Raw genomic sequence first — 26,199 nt, forward strand, 5'->3', positions numbered from 1 at the left:
GCTGGGCTTGGTTTTTCTTATCTATTTTTAGTATCTAGGATAATGGTGACTGGTCCGTCATTGACCAGCTCAACCTGCATATCCGCTCCAAAGATGCCTGTCTGAATGGGCACTTCTTGCGCTAATTTTTGATTGAAGGCATCATAGAAGTCTGATGCCATATCAGGCTTGGCTGCGCCTGTAAAGGCTGGACGATTGCCTTTCTTGGTGTCCGCAAAGAGGGTAAACTGAGAAATAGAGAGGATTTCTCCTTCAATATCTTTGACAGACAGGTTCATCTTGCCTTCTGCGTCTGAAAAAATCCGCATGTTGACCAATTTTCTAACGGCATAGTCCAAATCTTCCTCTTGGTCCTCTGGTCCAACACCAACCAGCAATAAGAGCCCCTGATTGATTTTTCCATGAATCTGACCTTCGATACTAACTTGGGCTTTTTTAACCCGTTGGATAATGATTTTCATAATAGCCTTTCTAGTAAGAGCTAGGATAATTAGCCGTTGGTCCGTTTGACAGAGTAAACTTCTGGCACACTCTTAATCTTGTCCACGACCGTAGTCAGCGTCGAGAGGTTAGCAATTCCAAAGGACACATGAATATTGGCAAATTTCATATCCTTGGTTGGTTGGGCATTGACCGTTGAGATATTCTTAGTAGTGTTGGAAAGAACTTGCAGTACATCATTCAATAGTCCTGTACGGTTGAGGCCGTAAATATCGATATGGGCCATATACTCCTTATTGGAGCTAGAGTACTGGTCTTCCCATTCCACATCAAGGAGACGTTGCTCGTAGTTTTCTTGAGCACGCAGGTTCATACAGTCCACACGGTGAATAGCCACACCACGCCCCTTGGTAATGTAGCCAACAATATCGTCACCCGGAACAGGATTACAGCACTTGGCAATCCGCACTAGGAGACCTGAGGCACCTTCAATGACCACACCACCTTCATGCTTGACCTTGAGGGTTTCTTTATTTTCAACCTTGACCTCGCCACCTTTGACAAGTTCTTCTGCCTCAGCCTTTGCCTTGGCACGTTCTTCTTCACGACGTTCCTTTTCAGTCAGACGGTTAAAGACAGTAATAGCACCGATTTCTCCAAAACCAATGGCCGCAAAGAGGGAGTCTTCTGTCTTATAGCTGGTCTTTTGCAGGACTTGGTCCATGTGGCGCTTGTCCATGAATTTATTGGCCACATAGCCATTTTCTTGGAACTGAGCCATCAGCATTTCACGACCCTTGTTGACTGACAGTTCCTTATCTTGGTTTTTAAAGAACTGACGAATCTTGTTACGCGCCTTGCTGGTCTTGACCATGTTGAGCCAGTCACGACTCGGCCCAAAGGAGTTAGGGTTGGTGACAATTTCAACCTGATCCCCTGTCTTGAGCTTGGTTGTCAGTGGAACCATGCGACCATTGACCTTGGCACCAGTCGCTTTTTCACCGACCTTGGTATGGATTTCGTAGGCAAAGTCAATCGGTCCTGAATCTTTTGGAAGAGAACGAACCGCACCATCTGGTGTAAAGACGTAAATCTCCTCAGCCAGATAGTTTTCCTTAACTGAATCTACAAATTCCTTAGCATCATCAGCCTGGTCTTGGAGCTCCATCATCTCCTTGATCCAGTTCATCCCAATAGCAGATTCCTTGCTGTTAACCTGCCCCTTAACGCCTTTCTTATAAGCCCAGTGAGCCGCAACCCCGTACTCAGCCACCTCGTGCATGGCCTTGGTTCGAATCTGGAATTCGATCGGCCCTTTTGGCCCATAGACAGTCGTATGGATAGACTGGTAACCATTAGCCTTGCGGTTAGCGATGTAGTCTTTAAAGCGACCAGGCATGGGTTTCCAAAGCTCATGCACATAACCAAGCATGGCATAAACATCACTTTGGGTATCCAAAATACAGCGAATGGCAATCAGGTCATAGATTTCCTCAAACCGTTTTCTCTTATCCTGCATTTTGCGGAAAATCGAGTAAATATGCTTGGGACGACCATAAATTTTCCCTTTTAAGTGACGATCCGTCGTATAGTCCTCTAATTTTGTGACTACCTCATCCACCAAGGCTTCACGCTCTCTGCGCTTTTCCTTCATCATATGGGTAATCTTGTAAAACTCCGTTGGATTGAGATAACGGAAAGATAGGTCTTCCAATTCCCATTTGACACTGGAAATCCCCAGACGGTGAGCAAGAGGTGCATATATTTCCATGGTTTCTTTGGAAATGCGCTCCTGCTTGTCTTTTCTAAGATGTTTCAGGGTCCGCATATTGTGCAAGCGGTCAGACAGTTTGACCAAGATAACGCGGATGTCCTCAGACATGGCCATGAGCATCTTGCGATGATTTTCAGCTAATTGCTCCTCGTGAGACTTGTACTTGACCTTACCGAGCTTGGTCACTCCATCGACAATCACGCGCACATCTGGACCAAACTCTCTTTCCAAATCGTCCAAAGTCGCATCAGTATCTTCCACCACATCATGCAAGAAACCACAAGCTACTGTTACAGCATCCAGCTTGAGTTTGGCTAAAATACCTGCCACTTGGATAGGGTGAATGATATAAGGCTCGCCTGATTTACGATATTGACCACTATGGCATTCAACGGCGTAAACCAAGGCTTTATGTACAAAAGCAACATCTTCTTTTGATAAATATTTTTGCGTTAAAGCGACAACTTCTTCGCCTGTTAAATTCACTTCTTTTGGCATCTCTACTCTCCAATTCTTCCTACCATTTTATCACTTTTTTAAGAATATGAAAACTAGATTGGAACAGAATAAGAAAAAAATAATTCAGAATTGCTTGATAATTCTGAATTATTAGTCTATAATATATTACGAAGTTAGATTTTAAACTTAGGTGATAGAAGGAGAGATAGAAGAACGGAAACCATATTGTAACCGAAAGACTTTCTGACTTCCCCAATTCCATTGAAGATACGAAAGATAAACGGTGGAACTCGTGTCACATACACTGGTACCTTGACTGGATTTTAGAATTAAAATCCTCAAGATACTTTCTTTTATCCTTTAGTTTATAAGGAGAACACCTATGAAAAAAACTACTATTTCTATCTTTGCTCTCCTAGTGTTAGGAGTTAGCTGCCTGTTTCTATTCAGCCAGCAAAGCTATAAAAAAACAGTCGTTCAATACTATGCTAACGACCAGAACCTGCCCAATAGGATAACTTATAGTGAATATAGCGATAAACGAGAAGCCAACTACGGTGGCACTCTAAACATCACATCTATCAAACAAGCTAATGACGGAGTTTATGCAACCTATGAAGGGCAATTGACACCTCTCCAATATTGATAAATTGATAACCAGCCTGTCTTCATCCAGTCATGCTGGTTTTTAAGTTCATTCTAAATCCTTACCTATTTTTCCCAACTGTGCTATACTTAATTTATACTCAATGAAAATCAAAGAGCAAACTAGGAAACTAGCCGCAGGCTGTACTTGAGTACGGCAAGGCGACGTTGACGCGGTTTGGATTTGATTTTCGAAGAGTATTAGTGCATTCTTTGAGATTGGAGCTAACATGAAAATCCATAAAACTGTGAATCCCGTTGCCTATGAAAACACCTATTACCTGGAAGGTGAAAAGCACGTCATTGTAGTAGATCCTGGTAACCATTGGGAAGCTATTCGTCAGACAATAGAAAACATCAACAAACCTATCTGCGCTATTCTCCTTACCCACTCCCATTATGACCATATCATGAGTCTGGACTTGGTTCGCGAAACTTTTGGCAATCCTCCTGTCTATATCGCAGAGAGCGAAGCCAGCTGGCTCTACACTCCTGTCGATAATCTCTCTGGTCTCCCTCGTCACGATGATATGGCAGATGTGGTCGCAAAACCTGCAGAACACACTTTTGTCTTTCACGAAGAATACCAACTGGGGGAATTTCGTTTCACTGTCTTGCCAACACCAGGTCACTCTATCGGTGGTGTTTCCCTAGTCTTTCCTGATGCTCACCTAGTCTTGACAGGAGATGCTCTGTTCCGCGAAACAATTGGACGAACGGATCTTCCAACTGGTAGCATGGAGCAACTTCTTCACAGTATCCAGACCCAACTCTTCACCCTACCAAACTACGATGTCTATCCAGGGCATGGTCCAGCTACGACTATTGCTCACGAAAAGACCTTCAATCCTTTTTTCTAGAAAGATGATGACAATAGATATCGTAATTTAATACTCAATGAAAATCAAAGAGCAAACTAGGAAGCTAGCCGCAGGTTGCTCAAAGCACAGCTTTGAGGTTGCAGATAAAACTGACGAAGTCAGCTCAAAACACTGTTTTGAGGTTGTGGATAGAACTGACAAAGTCAGTAACCATATCTACAGCAAGGCGAAGCTGACGTGGTTTGAAGAGATTTTCGAAGAGTATTAGAATTATAAAAAACGCATAATATCAAGTGTATGAAAGTTTGATATTATGCGTTTTATCATGAAAAGATTTTCTAAATTATCTCCTCAAATTGATTTTTTCACAGTCTAAAATAATTGATAGATAAACTATGAATTGGAGTTATTCTGACTCCTTACGAAAGCTAAATAATCCAGCAGTTAGAGTTAACATTCCAAATAGGGTGGCGAGAATTGAGTGATTTTCTCCAGTATTTGGCAAAGTATTAGCTACTTGTTTCGAAATAGTTTCAGTCTTAGTTGCTAACGGCTCAGCTTGAGTTTTTGTACTACTTGCGTCATTTCCTTTTTGTTCCGTATTATTACTATTTACAACTGGAACAGGAGTTGTACTACCTCCGTTATCACGGCTTGCGGCAACTTTAAAAGTCATAGCATAAATACTAAAGTGATTGGTTTCAAAAGTCACCTTATCGGCATTTTGTTTGAAATCAAGCGCAAACAAGCTGCCGTTTTGATTCACGTAGTAAACATTTTCCACTGGCTGGTTTGCCAACACGCTAACCGTAACCCAGCCGTTTGGCTGAATAGCCTTGCCTCTCGCGTCATACAGATGAATGTCGAAAGCCTTGTATTTTTTTGATTCAAGTGAATTCGACTTGGTTTCTTCTACCCTGATATATCTGACATTTTTGAGTGTTGCTTCTGAACCATATACTTGAACGCTTCCAGCTTCGCTCGAAAGAACACGAGTATTGTTTAGGATGGCTGGATTAAGCGTAGGCGTTACGGGAGTTGTCGGTGTTATTGGAGCAACTGGTGTAACTGGATTTACAGGATTTTCACTTGGCTTCTCAGCTGGTTTTTCGGTGTGGTTCTTAAATAAGAAAACGTAAGTTTGATAAACTTCTGCGTATAAACCAAAATCTCCCTCGCTTCTTCCTCTCTCATTTAGCTGATAACGGTGATAAAGTGGTGTTAACTGCCTATTTTTTGAAAATTGATAGACTTCCACGTCATTGTCTTCTTTTTTAGTGCGGAAAACCATGTAACCTTGACCTGTGATGTTAGTGTTTTTGTTTAGTTCAACATGTCCTGTTTTTCCATCAAAAATACCTGTATAAATTGTATACGCTTCATAGTTTCTACCTTCCAATTCTGGAATTTTCACTCGAATCGGATACATATACATATGGCTTTTCAACATTTCTTCACGAGAAAATTCCCTCCCATTTTCTTCGATCCACCTATTCCCGCCACCTATAAAGTAAGCTAATCTTGGTTTGTTATTGATAAAATCTTTTTCAGCAGTCCATATTCCACTGAAAGTTTCCTTCATATCACTGATAGGAAGTGGTGCTACAATATCAGCGTAGGTAACAACAGGGTGTTCATGAACGCTTCCGTCACGTAGAGGCCATCTTCTCACTGGTTTTCTGTTATTTTCCTGCGGTTGCTCTGCAGGTTTCACTTCTGGTTTTGCTGGATTAGTAGGTTGCGGTTGCTCTGCAGGTTTAACCTCTGGTTGAGGGTTTTCTGCTGGTTTTGGAGTTGGAGTTTCAACCGGCTTATTTTCAGCTGGTTTTGGCTGCACAGTTGGTTCAACTGTCTCCGCTGGTTTCGAAATTCCAGCAGGTTTTTCCGTTTCCGCTGGTTGCGGATCTTTCGGTGTTGGTTTTTCTTCTACTGGTTTATTTTTAGTATAAATAAAATAGTAGCGAAAAAGCTCGTCTCCTTTACCATTTTTGTAGCCGGAACCACGCAATGCATAAGCTGCATCATAACTAACTCTGACAACTTTTGGATCTGGGTCAATATCTGGATGGTCTGCAGCTGATTTTACGACGTGGCTAAAAGTGTAGTCGGAAAATTTTTTTGCTGTTAGTATTCCATCTGCACTATCTTTGTCATGTATGTCCCATATAGACCAGACTTCCGCTCGTTTTGGACTATCAATCCTTGATTCAGTAGTGTATCCATGTTCCTTGACACGATCAGCATCTAAGAAATCTGCTTGGATTTCATATGTTCGAATACTTACATCTGATAATGCTGGCACTGCTCCAGGAGGTGCTCCTGGGATTGGTTTATGGAGCAGTTCATCTATGTCAACTCCGTCTACAGCCCAAAGCTCCTTGTTAGCCTCAGATATCAGTTTATTGTACTCTTCTTGAGTCTTAGCTGCTCCCTTCTTGTATGCCAAATCTTCCGCCACCATCCTCTTCATCTCTTCAGAATCTGTTATAGGTTGTTCTGGTTCAGGCGTTATGATTGGTAGACCTGGCTCAGGTAGCTGATTGGTTGGATCGACGTTGTATTTTTTCTCGATCTCAGCATTTTTCTTATCCTGTGCGATAGCCTCATCCGTTCCATTTGCAAGAATGTTGCCCTCAGTCGAAGGTTTTTCGACGGGAGCAGGCTCTTCTACTGGCTTTTCAGCAGGTTTTGAAACTTCTTTGCCTGGCTTTGGCTTAGCAATTGGATCGAGCATACTGAAATCAACCCAGCTACCATTAGGTTTTGGTGCAGGTGTTGGTTGAGCAGTATTAGGTCTAGCAGCAGCATTTGGCTGCGGCGCAACGTTTTCCTCGGCACGCACCAAAGTTGGCACGGCAGCACTAAGAGTGACAGCAGAGAAAGTGACAATACCTAGTTTAGTTAGTTTATTCATAATTTTTTCCTCCTCAGGAATATAAAATTGCCTTTTTAGGCTTATAAAATGACAAAATCAACTTCCTTTCAAGACCACAAAAGCAAAATTTTGAGCCAACTCATTATCTAAACATTTAATGTCCTTGATAGAAGCCTTAAATAAACGTTCATCCATTAACTGAACAATACGTCTATCACACTATTACATATCTTAATGATTTTTAAATTTCTTGTTGCCAAAAGCTAGCTACCTCCTTTAGAGATAAGGAACTAAGTGTATCGCATAACGACCGTTAGACGATACACAAAAAATGCCAGTCTAATACAGGTTAAAAACACTGTTAAACTCGCATTTTTTTTAATATTTATATTCTTATTTTGAATGTTTCATCAAACGGTCGTTAATCGAAACAAATTTACGGCTTTATTCTACCATTTTTCCCTATTTTTAGCAATGATTTTCTGTTTTTTTTGACGATTGTTCGCCACTTTATTGCGTTCTAACACTTTATATAGGGTTGATGTAGAAATTTGTTCAGCTTTTGCAATATTACGTATGCTTATATTTGAATGTAGATATTTGTTAAGTATGCGCTCCTCCTTTTCTTTTGAAATCCGTTTTGCTCCTAATCTAACACCATTTTCCTTAGCTTTTCGAAGTCCCTCTTTTGTGCGAAACCTCAGATTTTCCAGCTCATTTTCTGCCACAAAGCCTAAAATGATGCAAAGTAACCTGCCAATAAGAGAACCTGTCTCTAGTTTTTCATGCAAACTGACTAGGTGAATATTAGATTCATTAAATAGTTCAATAAGTTCTAGCAGCTTAAACATAGATCGAGTCAGTCTATCTAACTTATAGATAGTGAAAGTAACCTGTTTGCCATCTTTCGAAAAGTCAGAGGCCAGTTTTAAGGCTTTTGTGAGTTCAGGACGAGTATTATTTGCACCAGATTCCTTTTCTATAAAAAGTTTATCGCAATGTTTGAGAGCTTCGATTTGCACTTTCAATCCTAGGTCTTGCTTATGAGTAGATACACGGGCGTAGCCTATGTTGATAGTCTTTTGAGACATAAAAATCCTCCTGTTATCTTGATACAGAGGGATATTTTACTATGAATTTTAAAATAAGAAAAGACTTCAATTTCATAATCCCTATGAACTACACCCCAAAAGCTAGATTATTCTATCTAACTTTTTAGGGTGTACATAGATAGGGAAGGTATAATGATAGGAGTTTTACTTGCTTCTTTTCATTACCAAATAATCACGCGCTCTTCTGGTGAACGCCACATACCGTCTCCTTCTTTGACATCATAGGTTGTAAAGAAATCATCGAAGTTTGGTACTTGCACATTGACACGGAGTTTGGCTGGTGCGTGCACATCGACGCTAGCTAAAAGTTTCATAAATTCTGGTCGACCTTTCATGCGCCAGATGCGACCGAAGTTGTAGAAGAATTCTTCTGCTGAGAAGTCTGGTTCTCTCTTGGCTGCTTCAAGCGCTGCAGCGATTCCTCCCAAGTCAGCCACATTTTCTGACACAGTCAATTTACCGTTGATGGTTGCTCCATAAGAATCCTGTCCATCAAACTGGTCAATAACTTTTTGTGTTTTCTCCTTGAAGGCAGCATAGTCGCTCTCTGTCCACCAATCCTTGAGGCTACCATTTTCATCAAAAGAAGCTCCGTTAGTATCAAAGGCGTGGGAAATTTCATGGGCAATAACCGCCCCGATACCCCCGTAGTTAGCAGAAGATGACTGATGCAAGTCATAGAAAGGAGCTTGTAAAATGGCCGCGGGGAAGACAATTAGGTTCTTCTGTGGATTGTAGTAGGCGTTGACCATATGAGCAGGCATGCCCCATTCTTTGTAGTCTACAGGTTGGTTCCACTTGCTCCAACTGTGCTTGATTTCCACACGCGCAAAGGATAGAGCATTGTCAAAAAGACTAGCATTTTCATCCACTACCTTGTCCTTATAGCGTTCTGGCAATTCTTCTGGATAACCGATATAAGGCTTGATAACATTGAGTTTGACGATGGCCTTGTCACGAGTTTCAGGAGTCAGCCAGTCATTTTTAGCCAAGCGTTCCTTATAGACATCAATCATGGTTGCCACTTTTTTCTCTACATCCGCCTTAGCTTCTGGAGAGAATTTTTCATGGGCATACCAAAGACCCAAGGCTTGTTTGAAAGGACCTTGTGCTAGCTGGTAGGCTGCCTTGACCTTGTCTTTGGCTTCTGGAACTCCTGAAAGCGCACGACTGTAGGCACCTGACAAGACACGGATTTCTTCCGTTAAATAGCTAGTTGAAAGATTCACAACACTTAAAATTAAGGTTGCCTTGAGGAGAGGCCATGCCTCTTCACTATAGAATTGATCTGCTGCTTGCCAGAAACGTTCCTCGTCTACAATAACCTTGTCTGGTACTTGTCCAAGAACAGCTTGGAAGAAGCCATCCAAAGGTAGGGCAGGCGCGAATTTTTTGAAATCTTCGTAAGCATATGGATGGTAAAGTTTAGCATACTCTGAACTTTCTTCATTAGAAAGCACCACTGCCGCAACTCGACGGTCCAATTCAAGTCTTTTTTCTAGCAAATCTTCAATTTCTTCATCAGAGAAATCATATTTCTTGAGGAGATTTGCGCTGCTTTCTTTCCAAAGAGACAAGAGCTCTTCGCGCTGAGGATGGTCTTCTGCATAGTAGGTCGTATCTGGCAGGATTGTGCTTGGAGCACTAGCCCATAAAACGTTGATTCTGGCATCCATAAAGTCTGGCGATACACCAAAAGGTAGGAAGTTAGGTTTTCCAGCAAGTTCAAACTCTGCTAGTCTAGCTGTAAAATCTGCAAAAGTCTCCAATTCTTGGAATTCTTTAAGGAGTGGTAAGACAGGTTTGATACCGTCAGCTTCTCTCTTGTCAAAATCACGAACTAGGCGGTGGTATTTGACAAAGTTTTCTAAGATAGCATCCTCAGGCACTTCTTCTCCTGCCAACCACTTGTCTGTTGTCGCCAACATCAAGTCTTCAATTTCCTGGTCTAAATCGACAAAACCTCCCGTTTGAGACTTATCTGCTGGGATTTCAGCTGTCTTCTGCCATTCTCCATTGATTGCATCATAAAAATCATCTTGATAACGTGTCATCTTGTTCTCGCTTTCATTTGTACTTGTTTTTAGCTTAACAAAAATTAACTGGGAATGCAATTAAAAATGAACTTTCTCTTTCCATCATTTTTCAGTTATTATTTTAATTTTTTTAAAAATTAACTTGACTTAATTTTTTTTTTAAGGTATATTAAGAGGCAGGAGGAATACAAGTTTATGATACGTATCGAAAACCTCAGTGTCTCCTACAAAGAGACGTTGGCACTTAAGGATATTTCACTAGTGCTCCACGGACCAACAATTACCGGTATTATTGGTCCAAACGGTGCTGGGAAATCAACATTATTAAAAGGGATGCTGGGAATTATCCCACATCAAGGTCAGGCATTTCTCGATGACAAGGAAGTTAAAAAATCCTTACATCGAATCGCCTATGTCGAACAAAAAATCAATATCGACTACAACTTTCCCATCAAGGTCAAGGAATGTGTCTCGCTAGGACTCTTTCCCTCTATCCCTCTCTTTCGAAGTTTAAAGGCTAAACATTGGAAGAAAGTGCAAGAAGCCCTTGAAATCGTCGGTCTAGCTGACTATGCTGAACGGCAAATCAGTCAACTGTCTGGAGGTCAATTCCAGCGGGTCTTGATTGCCAGATGTTTGGTACAGGAAGCCGACTATATCCTCTTGGATGAACCCTTTGTTGGGATTGACTCTGTCAGTGAGGAAATCATCATGAATACGCTGAGAGATCTGAAAAAAGCTGGGAAGACGGTTCTCATCGTCCACCACGACCTCAGCAAGGTTCCCCACTACTTCGATCAAGTCTTGCTTGTCAATCGAGAAGTGATTGCCTTTGGTCCAACCAAAGAAACCTTTACCGAAGCCAATCTAAAAGAAGCTTACGGTAATCGACTATTTTTCAATGGAGGTGACCTATGATTGCAGAATTTATCGATGGATTACAAAAATTCCATTTCTTACAAAATGCCTTGATAACAGCCATTGTCATCGGGGTCGTAGCTGGAGCTGTGGGATGTTTCATCATCCTACGCGGGATGTCACTCATGGGAGATGCCATTTCACATGCTGTCTTGCCAGGTGTAGCCCTCTCCTTTATCTTGGGCCTTGACTTCTTCATCGGAGCCATTGTCTTTGGACTACTAGCTGCTATCATCATTACCTACATCAAGGGGAACTCGATTATCAAAAGCGATACCGCCATCGGCATTACCTTTTCTTCTTTCTTAGCCCTCGGTATCATCTTGATTAGTGTCGCTAAAAGTTCAACTGACCTTTTCCATATCCTTTTTGGTAATATCCTGGCCGTCCAAGATACGGATATGTTTATTACTATGGGTGTGGGGGCAGCCATTCTCTTGTTAATCTGGATTTTCTTCAAGCAACTCTTGATAACATCCTTTGATGAACTCTTGGCTAAAGCCATGGGAATGCCTGTCAATTTCTATCACTACCTTCTCATGGTACTCCTGACTCTCGTGTCTGTGACAGCCATGCAAAGTGTCGGAACTATCCTGATTGTAGCCATGCTGATTACCCCAGCTGCAACTGCTTATCTCTATGCTAATAGTCTGAAAAGCATGATTTTCCTTTCCTCAACCTTTGGAGCGACAGCTTCAGTTTTGGGGCTCTTTATCGGCTATAGCTTTAACGTTGCGGCAGGTTCTAGTATCGTGCTTACAGCCGCTAGTTTCTTTCTCATTAGCTTCTTTATCGCTCCAAAACAACGATATTTGAAACTGAAAAATAAACATTTGTTAAAATAAGGGGCAAAACCCCACTAAATTGGAGGATCTAATGAAAAAATTAGGTACATTACTCGTTCTCTTTCTTTCCGTCATTGCTCTTGTAGCATGTACTAGTGGAAAAAAAGATGCAGCTTCTGGTCAAAAACTAAAAGTTGTTGCTACAAACTCAATCATCGCTGATATTACTAAAAATATTGCTGGTGACAAGATTGATCTTCACAGTATCGTTCCTGTTGGCCAAGACCCACACGAATACGAACCACTCCCTGAAGACGTTAAGAAAACTTCTCAAGCTGATTTGATTTTCTACAACGGTATCAATCTTGAAACAGGTGGCAATGCTTGGTTTACAAAATTGGTAGAAAATGCCAAGAAAACTGAAAACAAAGACTACTTTGCAGTCAGCGAAGGTGTTGATGTTATCTACCTTGAAGGCCAAAACGAAAAAGGCAAAGAAGACCCACACGCTTGGCTCAACCTTGAAAACGGGATGATTTTTGCTAAAAATATCGCAAAACAATTGAGCGCTAAAGACCCTAGCAACAAGGAATTCTACGAAAAAAATCTCAAAGAATATACTGAAAAACTAGACAAGCTTGACAAGGAAGCTAAAGAGAAATTTAACAACATCCCTGCTGAGAAAAAACTCATCGTAACTAGCGAAGGATGCTTCAAATACTTCTCTAAAGCCTACGGTGTCCCAAGTGCCTACATCTGGGAAATCAACACTGAAGAAGAAGGAACACCTGACCAAATCAAGACCTTGGTTGAAAAACTTCGTCAAACAAAAACTCCTTCACTCTTTGTAGAATCTAGTGTGGATGACCGTCCAATGAAGACTGTTTCACAAGACACAAACATCCCAATCTACGCACAAATCTTTACTGACTCTATCGCAGAACAAGGTAAAGAAGGTGACAGCTACTACAACATGATGAAATACAACCTTGACAAGATTGCTGAAGGATTGGCAAAATAATACTCTTCGAAAATCTCTTCAAACCACGTCAGCTTCCATCTGCAACCTCAAAACAGTGTTTTGAGCAACCTGTGGCTAGCTTCCTAGTTTGCTCTTTGATTTTCATTGAGTATAAGCCTCTGAAAAACGTCATTCTCACATGAGCTGGCGTTTTTTCTATGCCCATATTTCCGGTCAAATCATTGGAAAATTCCGACTGTTTCAGCTAAAATGGAAGAAAAAAGATTGGAGTATCCTATGGTAACTTTTCTCGGAAATCCTGTGAGCTTTACAGGTAAACAACTACAAGTCGGCGACAAGGCACTTGATTTTTCACTCACTACAACAGACCTTTCTAAAAAATCTCTGGCTGATTTTGATGGCAAGAAAAAAATCTTGAGTGTCGTGCCTTCTATCGATACAGGCATCTGCTCAACTCAAACGCGTCGTTTTAATGAAGAACTGGCTGGACTGGATAATACGGTTGTATTGACTGTTTCTATGGACCTACCATTTGCCCAAAAACGTTGGTGTGGTGCTGAGGGAATTGAAAATGCCATCATGCTCTCAGACTATTTCGACCATTCCTTTGGACGTAATTACGCTCTCTTAATCAATGAGTGGCACCTATTGGCACGCGCAGTCTTTGTCCTCGATACCGACAATACTATTCGCTACGTTGAATACGTGGACAATATCAACTCTGAACCAAACTTCGAAGCCGCAATTGCAGCCGCTAAAGCCCTATAGAAAAAATCCTCTGTCACAAAGAGTTCCCTGCTCTTTGAAACGGAGGATTTTTGTTTACGAGTAAATATAAGTTCAATCAGATAAAAACAACTGCCTTATACTCAATGAAAATCAAAGAGCAAACTAGGAAACTAGCCGTAGGCTGCTCAAGACACTGTTTTGAGGTTGTAGACATAGCTGACGTGATTTGAAGAGATTTTTATTGAGTATTACTCTACAGATTTCAAGGCTTCAAGCATATCAACCTTTCTCAGATGGCGATTAACAAGGAAACCAAGCAAGGTTAAAATGGTGCTTACTGCTACCACTGGGATTACATAGACTTCCCAACCTACCTGCGGATAAAAGAGAATAGTCGCTGGCGAAATCATTTGAATCAAAAACTGGTGTAAATAGAAACCAGCTACCAGACCAAGTACGATTCCCACAAGGGACAGCACAATCGTCTCACGGTAAATGTAGAGAGTGACTTCATTATTATGAAAACCGAGAACCTTGATAGTGGAGAGTTCACGGATTCTCTCAGCCACGTTGATATTGGTCAGATTGTAAAGGATAACAATAGCCAACAGAACCGATACGATGACCAAGATGGTCATAGTCTGATTAAGTGAGCTAGCGACGGAGTCAAAGAGTCGAATGGCTGAAGCATTCTGGACAACGCTGGACACCGCAGCTTGATTCATAAGTAAGCCGGCCTGTCTTTCGATACTAGTAGCACTGGTATCCCTTAACGAGACCAAATAAGTGTTGGCTTGGGGTAACTGTCCGTAAATTTGCTCATAGCTAGCCTGACTCATATAAATAAAGTGCCCAACGTAATTCTCAGCAATGGCAGCGATCTTTAGTTCCTTACCTTCAATTTCTAGAGTCTGCCCAACCTTGACACCTGCCAGCTGGGCGAGTTTAGCTGTAATAACGACGCCATCTTTTAATGTCAGCTCCTGCTGATGATGTTGCAAATGGATAAAGGGAGTCAAATCTTCCTTATCTGTCATCATAAGAGTAATAGTTTGAAGACCAGCCTTGCCTTTGAAATCCTTGTCTAGCATCTTAGAATAAATTTTCTGATAAGCTTGGATATCCTGCCCTTTCAACACTCCTTCTAGCTCTGCTTTATCCTGATTGGTCGCACTAGGATTTTCAGAGACAATCATCTGATACTGTTGGATTTGTTGAAACTGTCTAGATGGAACTCCTGCTACAGAGGATTGGATTCCCAAACCTGCAAAGAGCAGAGCTACAGAACCTGCCACACCAAAGATCGTCATCAACATTCTCTGCTTATAACGGAAGATATTGCGGGCTGTTACCTTATGAGTAAAACTGAGACGGTGCCAGATAAAACCGATGCGCTCCAGTAAGATTTTAGCCCCTTTAACAGGAGGTTTAGGCAGTAAAAGCTGGGCTGCTTCATCATGAAGTTCCCTCCTAGCCACCAGATAGGCTGGTAACACACTCGCCAACCAACTCAAGATAAGAGCCAGTAAGCTATAGGTCCAATAGAACTGAATCTGGGTTTCTCCCACCACCATGCCTTTTGTAATGACACTTGAAATCACACTGGCTAGTAAATAATGGCCAAGTATACTACCTAGAGCTGTTCCGACAGTCCCAGCTACTAGACCGTAGAGGAGAAATTTAGCGATAATATCCTTACTACGATAGCCCAAGGCCTTAAAAATCCCAGCATGTGTTCGCTCTTCATCCACAAAGCGAGTCATGGTCGTAAAGGTCACCATAGCTGCTACGGCATAAAGCACTACAGGAAAGATATTGCCCACTGCCCGAATACTGGCTGAAGCATTACTGTACATGAGGTAGCCTTGACCGCCAGGCATGGTCTGACGATTATAGACCTGATACCTTGGTTCCGCCAAATCATACAAGGCTTGCTGATGTTTTTCTAATTTTTCCTTTTCTTGGGCTAGATTTTGTTCAGCCTGCTTTAGTCTATCCTCTTCTTTGCCCAATTCCTGCTTGGCTTGGGTAAGTTGAGCACTGGCCTGCTCTCTCTGAGCTTGAGGAAGCAAGGCTAGTTGACTTTCCTGAGCCTGTAAACGAGCTTGAGCAGCTGCTAAACGACGCTTGCCTTCCTGCAAATTTGCCTGAGCCTTATCAAGGGTCTCTTGGCCTTTGTCTAAAGACTCTTGGCCTTCTTTTTTCAAGAGTTGCAGACGTGCCTTGCCATTATCTGACAAAGCTTGTTCAAGGTTTTCCTGATGTTGCTTGGATTTTTCTTCATAAGCTACTGAAAAAGCATTTAAGCCTGCTAAATCTTGATATTTCAAACGAGCTATATTGTAAACTTTCTGATCAAACTGACTAGGTAAAATCACCCCATAGGCTGTTAGAGTCCCACTTCCACTTCCTGCGTAGCCCATATCTCGCTGGGAGAGGATTTCAGCTGAATCTACAAAACCAGTAATGGTATAAGTATGGTCTTTTAAAGAGGAATGACCCTCTTCTTTTTCTTTAAAACTAATCTCCTGTCCCACGCTATATTGACTCTGCAGATGACTTGCCAAAGCGATTTCCTGGTCGGACTGAGGAAGTCGTCCCTCTCTTAGCTGAAAGGTTGAAATTCGCTCTGGTTTGGAGTACAGCCGAATGGCATCCTGCCCATTATCCATAGCCACATCTATCAAATAGCCAAACTCGACCTCTGCGCCCTCTATCTGTTCTAGTTCTTCTTGATCTGTTTGATCCAAACCATAATTAGACATAACTGCCAAATCCAAGGTTTGAGCAGTTGTTAAATAAGCATTAGCTGTCGCCTCCATGTTGGGACTGGTTACTTTGAGGCCTACTAAGGCTAGAGATCCTAACATCATCAAGGTTAAGATAGATAAAAAACGCCCCTTGGAGCCTGTGAAGGACTGAATTAAGTCCTTCCAATAGGTTTTTCGCTTGATCATGCTAGTACTCCAAACTGTCGATATCCTGAGGATGCTGGTTGATCACCACATCCTTGACACTGGCATCGTGCATATGAATCACGCGATCAGCAATGGGCGCCAAAGCTCCATTGTGAGTCACGATAATCACCGTCGCTCCCTTTTGACGAGACATATCTTGGAGGATCTTCAAGACTTGCTTACCTGTCTGATAATCCAAGGCTCCAGTCGGTTCGTCACAAAGGAGAATTTTAGGATTTTTAGCTACCGCGCGTGCAATGGAGACTCGCTGTTGCTCCCCTCCAGAAAGCTGGGCTGGAAAGTTATTGAGGCGATGAGACAGACCTACATCTGTCAAGACCTGCTCAGGATTCAAGGCATCTGTCACGATTTCTGAAGCCAACTCCACATTTTCCTTAGCGGTTAGATTGGAAACTAGATTATAAAACTGAAAAACAAAGCCTACATCATTGCGACGGTAATTGGTCCTCTGGTGGGAACTATAGTCTGCAATATTGGCACCATCAATCCAGATTTCCCCTTCATCATTGGTATCCATTCCCCCAAGAAGGTTAAGAACTGTTGACTTGCCTGCACCAGACGCACCTAGAATAATAACCAATTCACCCTTTTCAATCTCAAAATTCACATCACGATTGGCCACAATCTCCGTGTCCCCAACCTGATAACGCTTGTAACAGTGTTTCATCTCAATATAAGCCATTAGACTCACCCTCTCTTAAACAAATTACTTCATATTACCATTATAACGCTTTTTCAACTAGTTGGAAACTGCTTACATTCTCAAATCCTTATTAAAAGGCAGTCTCAAACCACTGCCTTCTAACATCTTCTTAAAAATAAAATTGAACCAGATCGCCTTCTGCTGTTGCTACCGAAATACAATCTTTCTCTATGCATTTCGCTTTTATTGTTTCTTTATCCAATTTAATCACACTCTTCTCAATACCTGGATAAGAGACTCTCAATTCTCCTCCACTTCTTGATAAAATGGTCATCTGTAAGAGTTTTTTATCCTCCCACCTCATGCTCACTTCAAAATGTCCACGTGCCATTAAGCCTGAAACGGAACCTGTTGACCATGCATCAGGTAGGGCAGCTAGAGGTACCAGATAAGCTGTATGAGACTGGAGTAACATTTCTGCCATGCCACTAGTAGCACCAAAATTACCATCTATCTGAAAAGGAGGATGGCTACACCAAAGATTTGGTAAGGTGGATGACTTTAACTGCTCTGCTAATAATTTATAGGCTCGATTGCCATCTCCTAGACGCGCCCAAAGATTGATCTTATTAGCCTTGGACCAGCCTGTTCCCCCATCTCCACGATCATTGAGACTAGCACGCGCGGCTTCAAGATAGTCTTGTCCCTTGTAGCTAAAGAGATTTCCAGGATAGAGTCCCACTAGATGGGAAGCGTGCCGATGTTGAGCCTCCACTTTTTCATTTTGAAAATATTGCTCTTCCTCCTCATACCACTCCCTGATTCGACCAGATTGAGTGATTTGAAGAGGATTAAGCAAGTCAAACTTCTCCTTGACCTCAGTCAACAAAGACTCATCCAGTCCCAATTCCTGAGCAGCCTGAATAAAATCATGGAATAATTGCCAAATCAGAGATTGGTCATAGGTATTGCCAATCGAAATCGGCCCATGTTCTGGGGAATAAGACGGAGAAGACACCCAACGCTGCGCCTGCCTATCCTCATGTAAAAAGGCATTCCAAAAACGAACCGTTTCCCTCAACATGGGATAAATTTTCTCCCTGAGATAGTCTTGGTCCCTATAAAATGAATAGGCTTCATAAACAGTTTGCATCATCCATGCATTGGCAGCTGGTGACCACCCCCAATAGTAATCCCAACCAGGTGCCGTCCAACCAAAGGGAGTCGCTTGAGTATGAACCAACCAACCATTCTCCTCCCCTTCCTGAGAGACGATTCCTGCATACCTTGCAGCCGCTAGACGACCATAGACTCGCAAATCATCTATATAGTTGATGACCGGAAAGACCGCCTCTAAGAGATTGGTAACATAGGCTGGCCAATAATTCATCTGCAGGTTGATATTCAGGTGATAGTCCGAATTCCAAGGAGGATTGTCGACCGCATTCCAGACCCCTTGCAGATTAGCTGGTAGAGCATCTGGACAATCTCTAGAAGAACTAATCAGTAAATACCGTCCATACTGGAAGAACAACTCCTCCAAAGCCTGCCCTTCTTGTGGATTATAATTTTTTAACAAATCATCTGTAGTGGATGCGTCAACCTCAGCTCCCAAATCCAATTGAACACGCTGAAATAAGGCTTGGTAGTCCTCAATATGCCTTGATTTCAATTGGGCATAGCCCTTTTCTTTAGCTGTCTCCACCAAGTCTTTTACCTGTTGCTCTAAATCTATTTTCTTGCGATAATTGCTAGCAGGATTTTGGGCAAAATCTGTCTTAGCCGCCAAGAAGAGATTAGCATAACTGGCTCCTGATATCTGAACCTTATCTGACCAAACTCTAATATCTCCATCCGTTTCCCAAGCTAGATAACTAGCAAACCGCAGGTCATTATCCTTAACTCTTCCCTTCATCAAGATATGAGAATCAGTAATATCCAACTTACACTCCTTGTAATCAGATTTTTCCTGCTCATACTTTCCATCAGAAGCCAAATCACAGGTCAAGGATAGTTCTATAGTAAAATCTAGAGTTTCCAACCCTTCCTTAGTAAAGCGCTGAACCAAGAGATCATCTGGAAAACTAGCAAAGGCTTCACGTTCAAATCTCGTTCCCTTATAGACATAAGAAGTCGTCGCAAGCGCCTTACTGATATTCAGCTGTCTCTGGTAATCCATCACCTGAGATAAAGTCTTACCTTGCTTGCTAAACTCAATATGAATATCCCCAAAGGACAGATAGGTCCCATATTGACTCGTTTTGGACCCGACTAGGTGCTGTTCAGCCAGTTCCTTAGCCCGATTGTAATCTCTCTTTTCCAAATCCTGCCGAATCTCAGCTATAAAAGCATACTGGTCCTGAAGATTTCCACCCTGATAATCTGAACTATTAGAAAGTGGACCTCCAGACCAGAGACTTTTTTCATTAAATTGAATCCGTTCAGCACCTATAAGCCCAAATACTTTAGCCCCTAAAGAACCATTGCCTATCGGTAAGGCCTCTTCTTCCCAACCCTTATATGTTGTTGATGCTGGTTGCTTGTAGGCCAATACATAATCTTGTTTTTTATTCCTTATCATACTTCCATACTAACATAAAAAGCCTAGAAATCAATTCTAGACTTACATTTTTTTATTTTCCAAGGTAGTATTCAGAAACTACGTTCAATTTTTCGTCGAATTCGAATACCAATGGTGGGAAGTTAGGGATTTCCACGTCCATGATTTCGTCATCTGACAAACCTTTGATGTGTTTTACAAGGGCACGGATTGAGTTACCGTGAGCTCCTACGAATACGTTTTTACCATCTTTAAGAGCTGGAGCGATCTTATCTTCCCAGAATGGAAGGGCACGTTCCAAAGTCACTTTCAAGTTTTCAGCATCTGGAATAACTGAATCGTCAAGTGAAGCGTAACGACGGTCTGTGTGAGCTGAGTGCTCATCATCACGGTCCATGTTTGGAGGCAATACATCGTATGAACGACGCCAGATGTGAACTTGCTCATCACCAAATTGTTCAGCAGCTTCAGCTTTGTTTTTACCAGTCAAACCACCGTAGTGACGTTCGTTCAAGCGCCATGATTTTTCAACTGGAACCCACAATTGGTCAGAAGCTTCAAGAGCCAAGTTAGTTGTTTTGATAGCACGTTTCAATACTGAAGTGTAAGCTTGGTCAAATTCGATACCAGCTTCTTTGATCAATTTACCAGCGTCAATCGCTTGTTGTGTACCTTTTTCAGACAAATCAACATCAGCCCAACCAGTGAAAAGGTTAGCTTTGTTCCATTCAGACTCACCGTGGCGAGCAAAAACCAATTTTACCATTAGATGGATTCTCCTTTAAATTTTCCGAGGTTTCCCCTCGTTTATCTATTCTATTTTACACAATTTTTCACAAAAAAGCTAGTCAAAACCAAAAAGGAAAGGACTGTTTGACAATCCTTTTCCTTATTAGTATCATACAACAACCTTATTTCTCTTCAAATCCTTCTGCGACTGCGTCCGCAAAGTTTTCTTCTACGATACTTGCACAGTGGTCACAGATGACTGCGTGGTAGCTGCGTTCTGCTGTTGTTGGGTCGATACGACGGCAACGGTCACATACTTGGCCTGCAGCGCGTTCAACAGTGAAGGCTACATCTTCGAAGCTAACAGCAGCTTCTGGAGCTGGTCCCTCTGCGATGGTCAATTCTGACACGATTAAAAGTTGAGCTACATTGCTGTTTACTGCTTCGAGTAGAGTTTTCACCACTTCGTTTGGATAAACAGTCAAGTGAGCTTCAAGCGATTTCCCGATAACTTTGGCATTACGAGCTTCTTCCAAGGCTTTTTGAGCTTGTCCACGGAAGTCCATGAAGGCAGCCCATGTATCCAAGATTTCTTCTTGATTAGCAAAAGTTTCTGCTTCTGGCAATTCTGACAATTGAACGAAGTCTTCTGCTTCAAACTCAAGGTATGACCAGATTTCCTCTGCAGTGTGAGGGAGGATTGGTGTCAAGAGTTTGGTGATTTTCACAAGAATGTCATAGAAAACGGTCTGCATTTGACGACGTTCCAATGATTTGGCACCTTCGATGTAAACAACATCTTTAGCGAAGTCAAGGTAGAAGGCTGATAAGTCAACGTTGATAAAGTTTACCAAGGCCTTATAGATTGTCAAGAATTCAAAGTTGGCATAAGCATCACGAATGGTCTTGACAAGCTGGTTAAAGCGAATCGTCATGTACTTATCAACTGAACGAAGTTCATCGTAAGCGACTACATCTTGAGTTGGGTTAAAGTCAGATGTATTGGCAATCAAGAAACGAAGGGTGTTACGAATCTTACGGTAAGTTTCAGAGACTTGGCTCAAGATATCCATAGAGATACGTACGTCATTGCTTGAGTCAACACTTGTTACCCAGAGACGCAAAATTTCAGCACCAAATTGTTTTTCAACATCGCTTGGAGCAATGGTATTTCCAAGAGATTTAGACATCTTCTCACCTTTACCATCAAGGGCAAAACCTTGTGACAAGATTTGTTTGTAAGGTGCTACGCCATGGTTGGCAACAGATGTGATAAGTGATGAGTTGAACCAACCACGGTATTGGTCAGAGCCTTCTAGGTAAAGGTCTGCTGGGTAAGTCAACTCAGGACGGTTTACTACCACTCCATTCCATGATGAACCTGAGTCAAACCAAACGTCCATGATATCTGTTTCTTTCTTGAACTCGCCGTTTGGTGAACCTGGATGAGTAAATCCTTCTGGCAAGAGGTCCTTAACATCACGTTCCCACCAAATGCTTGAACCATGTTCCTCAAAGAGTTGAGCCACATGTTCAATAGTTTCAGCTGTCATGATAGCTGTACCATCTTCAGCGTAGAAGATAGGAAGTGGAACACCCCAAGCACGTTGACGAGAGATAACCCAGTCACCACGGTCACGAATCATGTTGTAAAGACGAACTTTACCCCATTCTGAGTGGAATTTCACCTTTTCAATTTCATCCAAGATTTCTTGGCGGAATTTAGAAACTGAAGCAAACCATTGTGGTACTGCACGCCAGATGATTGGTTTCTTAGTACGCCAGTCAAATGGGTATGAGTGAGAGATTTCTTCTTGGGCAAGAAGGAGGTTACCAAGTTTTTCAATAACAGTTGGAACTACCTTTTCATAGAATTGACCTTCAAACTCAGGACCAGCATTCTTCATCATAATACCGCGTTCGTCAACAGTGACTGCAACTTCAAGACCATTAGCAATACCGACATTGTAGTCGTCCTCACCAAAACCAGGGGCTGTATGGACAATACCTGTACCAGAATCAGTTGTAACGTGGTCTCCAAGGATAACCAATTCATCTACAGCTGTATCCCATGGGTGTTCTGTTACGATATGGTTGAGTTCTTGACCATGGTAAGTTGTCAACACTTGGACATCAGCCCAACCAAACTTCTCAGACAAGCTAGTCAATAATTCTGCAGCAACGACAAACTTACGAGCTTCACCAGCAGGTTGAACCAAAACGTAATCAATATCCGCACCAACCGTCAAACCACGAGAAGCAGTGATAGTAAATGGAGTTGTTGTCCAGACAACGATGTAAGTATCTGTATCTAGAACACCTTTGCCATCTTTTACCTTATTGGCATAGTAAAGGGAAGTTGAAACCAAGTCATGGTATTCAATCTCTGCTTCAGCAAGAGCAGACTCAGATGACCAAGACCAGTAAACTGGCTTGGCACCACGGTAGATATAACCTTTATTAGCCATCTCACCAAATACACGGATTTGGGCTGCTTCATAGTCAGGAGTCAAAGTCACATATGGATTTTCCCAATCACCAGAAACCCCCAAACGTTTAAAGTCTTCACGTTGTTTATCTACTTGAGAAAGAGCGTATTCACGACAAAGTTTCAAGTACTCAACCAAGTCCATTTCTTTACGTCTGACACCTTGTTTTGCCAAAACTTGCTCGATTGGCAGACCATGAGTGTCCCAACCAGGGATAAATGGTGCGTAAAAACCTGACATAGATTTTGAACGAACAATGATATCTTTTGAAATCTTGTTCATAGCGTGTCCAACGTGGATATTTCCGTTAGCGTATGGAGGGCCATCATGCAAGGTAAAATGAGGTTTCCCTTGGTTCAATTCTTGACGACGTTGGTACAGTTTTGCATCTTCCCATTCCTTTTGCCAAACTGGCTCTTTGGTCGGAAGGCCTGCACGCATTGGGAAAGCTGTTTTCCCAAGATTAAGGGTATCTTTGAGTTTCATGGTATCTCCTTTATAAATAATAACAAATTAAAAACCACGACTGCCAAAAAGGACGAAAATCGTGGTACCACCTTTATTCGGAAAAAGATTTAATCTTTCTCCCTCTTATCCCGTAACGTGGGGAACGTCAAATCTTACTCCATTCAGACTTGATTGTTTGAGAGGATAATCTTATCATTAGGGATTACAGGACTCACACCATCTCCTGCTCGCTGGAAATATAAGGATAAGATATTGTTCTCAGATCATTTCTTATAAAATTGTAACAGATTCTTGCGGAGCCGTAAAACCTGATTCTGAGTTTACAGCTTCAGTAGCGGGTGTTGAGCCTGAGTAATGGCTTGGGACTACTTCTGGCTCTTCATACATTGGACCAACTGGATGAGCAGGCTCTTCTTCCATTTGAGGACTCACTACAGGAGTTGGATTTTCCACTTCCTGTTTAGCCTGAGCTTCAAATTCAGCCAATTCTTTATTGGCTGCCTCAATACGAGCTTGTAACTCTGCCATTTCTGCTTGAGAGAACTGACGTGTCATATCAATTGGTTCTTCCTCTGGATGTTGCTGCAAGACAGACTCACCCAAGACCTCGCTAACAACTTCTTTAAAGGCTTCATCACTGGTTTGAAGATAAGTAGCTGTTGGACGGAGAATATCTTCCCAATCTGAAGATTCAACAATAGCCAACTGACTCTCAATTGTAGATTTGAGACGTTGGTGGAAGACACGACTCTTGTTCTTCAATTCTTCGGTTTCAACAGCAACTTTCTTAGCATTATCAGCTACCTGACGAAGAATTTCATTTGCCTTGTATTTTGCTTCTTCCAATAATCGATGTGCATCCTGTTCAGCTTGATGAATAATATTATTTGAACGATCGTGTGCTGTTTGTTTCACTCTCTCAGCTGTATCTTGGGCAATCAATACAGACTGGCTCAACGAATCTTTCATCTCATCAAAGTAAGACAAACGCTCTTCCAAATTTTTAATATGTAAATCCTTATCATGATTAGAACGAACCAAATCTTCATAATCACGAACTACAATATCTAAAAATTCATCTACTTCTTCTGGGTCAAAACCTCTAAAACGTGTGCTAAAGGTTTTATCTTTGATTTCTAACGATGTAATTGGCATATTTTTCCTCACTTACTTAATAATAACTGGACTGTTATTTTTTTCTTCTCTTTTTTAGTTTGTCCCTTATCTTGAAGCAACCTCAAGCGTCCAAATTTTCTCACACTAATCAAGTCTCCAACTTGAACGGTATAATCTGATTTATCTACTATATGATAATTTACTTGGACAAGTTTCTTTTCAACCAACTGGTTTGCTTGACTTCTAGATAGTTTTAAAACGCTTGATAAAAGGACATCTAATCTAAAGCTAGACACGCATAAATCTATCTCTCGATACTGTTCTAACTTATCTATTTTATCGGTGAAAGGACGTTCCTCCAGCGAAACGGGTATACGACCAATTTTCTTTAATCCATCTTGGAAGAGAAGAATAAATTGCTGATTAATCATAATCTGCGCCCGTTCATCATCTACTAGGATATCTCCAAAAAGTTTCCGTTCAATCCCTAATTGATTGATGACTGTTCCTAAAATTTTAGCATGCGTTAAATTTTCAAATTTATTGGAATACACAATTTCCTGAAGCGATATTTCAAAATCTGAAAACTCAGGTTGGAAATAGTCTGGATATAGTAAGACCCGAACATACTCACTCAATACAAATTCCCCACTACTACTACAAGAAAGGCCATAGGTTTTGGCTAAAATTTTTAATAGCTTCTCTTGATGAGGATTGATAAAAGGAGTTAAAAAAGGCGCGTAGCTATCTTCCACCTTCTTGATCCATTCCATTCCCTTGTCAAGAAATGGACGATCTTCTATAGAAAAATGCTGGTAAATACCTCTATTCATATTATCATTGCAAGAAAACGCACTAAATTTTCCCCTAAAAATCGAACCAAAACAATCGCAACCCAAACAGATAAATCAAGACCCGCTATCTGTAAAGGCAAGCGTTGCAAGGGAGAAAGCACTGGCTTTACCAATGCTACAATCCAACGACCTAAACTTGATTCATAGGCACCTGGAAACCAAGACATGACAGCAAAGGCTACCAAAATCAGGGAGTAAATATCTACTGCGTTATAAATCATACGAATTAAAAAAATCATTATCGTACTCTATTTCGTCTCATATCAAAATCAAACTCACCTTGTTGATCTTCATCCGGTAAACGAATATCTTCAATATTCACAATAACATTCACTGGTGTCAACAAATACATGGTAGAAGCTACCTTTTTCAAATTTCCAGCTAGAACATGGCAAGCTCCATCCAGATAATCTAAACAACGACGAGCTTGCACTTCAGTCATATATTGAAAATCAATCAAAATACTTTCGTTTCCTGCTAATAAATCAACAATTTCTATCGCATCTTCATATTTTCTAGGATAACGAACATCGATTGTTACTTTTTCAGTAGAATGCTGATTTTGCTTAGCTAACTCTTGTTGACGTGCATGCAGTCTAGTAATATTAGTTTCTTTTGTACTAGTTGTGCTTGTGCGTGGTGTTTGATTCGTTGAAAGAGCCGTGTCCTGTGTAGAATTTACTGGAGTTAAAATGGGCTCATCTCGTTTTTCATTAGGGAGACTTAAATCCTCATCCTCCGTAAAATAATCTATAAATCTATCGAATCTATCTTTTAAAGACATG

The 26,199-nt window shown here is 41.4% G+C and carries 21 protein-coding genes; 7 read left to right on the forward strand and 14 right to left on the reverse strand.

Annotated elements, in window-relative coordinates; translation table 11 throughout:
- Positions 1–17 precede the first annotated feature (17 nt).
- Both dtd and SMSK564_RS07245 read right to left on the reverse strand, forming a co-directional pair.
- The gene (gene dtd, locus SMSK564_RS07240) at positions 18–461 is read right to left on the reverse strand and encodes a D-aminoacyl-tRNA deacylase (protein ID WP_000691397.1); all 444 of its coding nucleotides are present in this window, start codon (positions 459–461) and stop codon (positions 18–20) included.
- 29 nt (positions 462–490) lie between these two features.
- Positions 491–2,713, reverse strand: coding sequence for a RelA/SpoT family protein (locus tag SMSK564_RS07245; protein WP_001123817.1), 2,223 nt, complete (start codon positions 2,711–2,713; stop codon positions 491–493).
- Positions 2,714–3,092: 379 nt separating this feature from the next.
- On the opposite strand from SMSK564_RS07245, the gene SMSK564_RS07255 reads away from it, so the two are divergent.
- The 3 genes from SMSK564_RS07255 (at position 3,093) to SMSK564_RS13665 (ending at position 4,408) form a co-directional block, all read left to right on the forward strand.
- A complete protein-coding gene (locus tag SMSK564_RS07255; RefSeq protein ID WP_313970275.1) occupies positions 3,093–3,320 on the forward strand; it encodes a hypothetical protein in 228 nt (75 codons plus the stop codon).
- Positions 3,321–3,549: 229 nt separating this feature from the next.
- Positions 3,550–4,179, forward strand: a complete 630-nt coding sequence (locus tag SMSK564_RS07265) for an MBL fold metallo-hydrolase (protein WP_000690866.1) — start codon at positions 3,550–3,552, stop codon at positions 4,177–4,179.
- Positions 4,180–4,216: 37 nt separating this feature from the next.
- The gene (locus SMSK564_RS13665) at positions 4,217–4,408 is read left to right on the forward strand and encodes a hypothetical protein (protein WP_000693243.1); all 192 of its coding nucleotides are present in this window, start codon (positions 4,217–4,219) and stop codon (positions 4,406–4,408) included.
- A 138-nt stretch (positions 4,409–4,546) separates the two neighbouring features.
- Here SMSK564_RS13665 and SMSK564_RS07275 read toward each other — a convergent pair whose 3' ends face one another.
- The 3 genes from SMSK564_RS07275 to pepO all read right to left on the reverse strand — a co-directional run bounded on the left by SMSK564_RS07275 (position 4,547) and on the right by pepO (position 10,181).
- Positions 4,547–7,054 (reverse strand): LPXTG cell wall anchor domain-containing protein, encoded by a 2,508-nt coding sequence (locus SMSK564_RS07275; protein WP_001038246.1) that lies wholly within the window; start codon positions 7,052–7,054, stop codon positions 4,547–4,549.
- 410 nt (positions 7,055–7,464) lie between these two features.
- Positions 7,465–8,106 carry a recombinase family protein gene (locus SMSK564_RS07280; RefSeq protein WP_000078991.1) on the reverse strand — a complete coding sequence of 214 codons (642 nt, stop codon included), beginning with the start codon at positions 8,104–8,106 and terminating at the stop codon, positions 7,465–7,467.
- Between the two features lie 182 nt (positions 8,107–8,288).
- Entirely contained in the window at positions 8,289–10,181 is a 1,893-nt protein-coding gene (pepO, locus tag SMSK564_RS07285) for an endopeptidase PepO (protein WP_000199251.1), read from the reverse strand.
- Between the two features lie 177 nt (positions 10,182–10,358).
- Between pepO and SMSK564_RS07290 the strand changes: the two genes are divergently transcribed.
- From SMSK564_RS07290 to tpx, 4 genes are all read left to right on the forward strand, one after another.
- On the forward strand, positions 10,359–11,081 hold the full coding sequence (locus tag SMSK564_RS07290; protein ID WP_000619146.1) for a metal ABC transporter ATP-binding protein: 723 nt from the start codon (positions 10,359–10,361) through the stop codon (positions 11,079–11,081).
- The gene (locus tag SMSK564_RS07295; protein WP_000559776.1) at positions 11,078–11,926 is read left to right on the forward strand and encodes a metal ABC transporter permease; all 849 of its coding nucleotides are present in this window, start codon (positions 11,078–11,080) and stop codon (positions 11,924–11,926) included. The genes SMSK564_RS07290 and SMSK564_RS07295 overlap by 4 nt, the downstream gene beginning before the upstream one ends.
- Before the next feature lie 31 nt (positions 11,927–11,957).
- Positions 11,958–12,887: a metal ABC transporter substrate-binding protein gene (locus SMSK564_RS07300; protein ID WP_000733089.1), complete on the forward strand. Its 930-nt coding sequence runs from the start codon at positions 11,958–11,960 to the stop codon at positions 12,885–12,887.
- Between the two features lie 237 nt (positions 12,888–13,124).
- Positions 13,125–13,616, forward strand: a complete 492-nt coding sequence (gene tpx / locus SMSK564_RS07305) for a thiol peroxidase (protein WP_004236519.1) — start codon at positions 13,125–13,127, stop codon at positions 13,614–13,616.
- A 209-nt stretch (positions 13,617–13,825) separates the two neighbouring features.
- Here the strand turns inward: tpx and SMSK564_RS07310 are convergent, their stop codons facing one another.
- The 9 genes from SMSK564_RS07310 to SMSK564_RS07350 form a co-directional block, all read right to left on the reverse strand.
- Positions 13,826–16,534 carry an ABC transporter permease gene (locus SMSK564_RS07310; protein WP_000595902.1) on the reverse strand — a complete coding sequence of 903 codons (2,709 nt, stop codon included), beginning with the start codon at positions 16,532–16,534 and terminating at the stop codon, positions 13,826–13,828.
- Between the two features lies 1 nt (position 16,535).
- The gene (locus SMSK564_RS07315; protein ID WP_000323358.1) at positions 16,536–17,237 is read right to left on the reverse strand and encodes an ABC transporter ATP-binding protein; all 702 of its coding nucleotides are present in this window, start codon (positions 17,235–17,237) and stop codon (positions 16,536–16,538) included.
- A 130-nt stretch (positions 17,238–17,367) separates the two neighbouring features.
- Complete coding sequence (locus tag SMSK564_RS07320) at positions 17,368–19,779, reverse strand: glycoside hydrolase family 95 protein (protein ID WP_000620715.1); 2,412 nt, start codon at positions 19,777–19,779, stop codon at positions 17,368–17,370.
- A gap of 52 nt (positions 19,780–19,831) precedes the next feature.
- Complete coding sequence (locus SMSK564_RS07325; protein WP_000240129.1) at positions 19,832–20,524, reverse strand: phosphoglycerate mutase; 693 nt, start codon at positions 20,522–20,524, stop codon at positions 19,832–19,834.
- 145 nt (positions 20,525–20,669) lie between these two features.
- A complete protein-coding gene (ileS, locus tag SMSK564_RS07330; RefSeq protein ID WP_000768059.1) occupies positions 20,670–23,462 on the reverse strand; it encodes an isoleucine--tRNA ligase in 2,793 nt (930 codons plus the stop codon).
- 252 nt (positions 23,463–23,714) lie between these two features.
- Positions 23,715–24,599 (reverse strand): DivIVA domain-containing protein, encoded by an 885-nt coding sequence (locus SMSK564_RS07340; RefSeq protein ID WP_001123204.1) that lies wholly within the window; start codon positions 24,597–24,599, stop codon positions 23,715–23,717.
- Between the two features lie 8 nt (positions 24,600–24,607).
- Complete coding sequence (locus SMSK564_RS07345; RefSeq protein ID WP_001079325.1) at positions 24,608–25,393, reverse strand: YlmH family RNA-binding protein; 786 nt, start codon at positions 25,391–25,393, stop codon at positions 24,608–24,610.
- A complete protein-coding gene (locus tag SMSK564_RS0102360) occupies positions 25,390–25,653 on the reverse strand; it encodes a YggT family protein (RefSeq protein ID WP_000576514.1) in 264 nt (87 codons plus the stop codon). Before SMSK564_RS0102360 ends, SMSK564_RS07345 begins: the two co-directional genes overlap by 4 nt.
- A complete protein-coding gene (locus tag SMSK564_RS07350; RefSeq protein WP_000053377.1) occupies positions 25,653–26,198 on the reverse strand; it encodes a cell division protein SepF in 546 nt (181 codons plus the stop codon). The genes SMSK564_RS0102360 and SMSK564_RS07350 overlap by 1 nt, the downstream gene beginning before the upstream one ends.
- Between the last annotated feature and the right edge of the window lies 1 nt (position 26,199).

It is taken from the genome of Streptococcus mitis SK564 (genome assembly GCF_000148525.1).
GTDB lineage: Bacteria > Bacillota > Bacilli > Lactobacillales > Streptococcaceae > Streptococcus > Streptococcus mitis_H.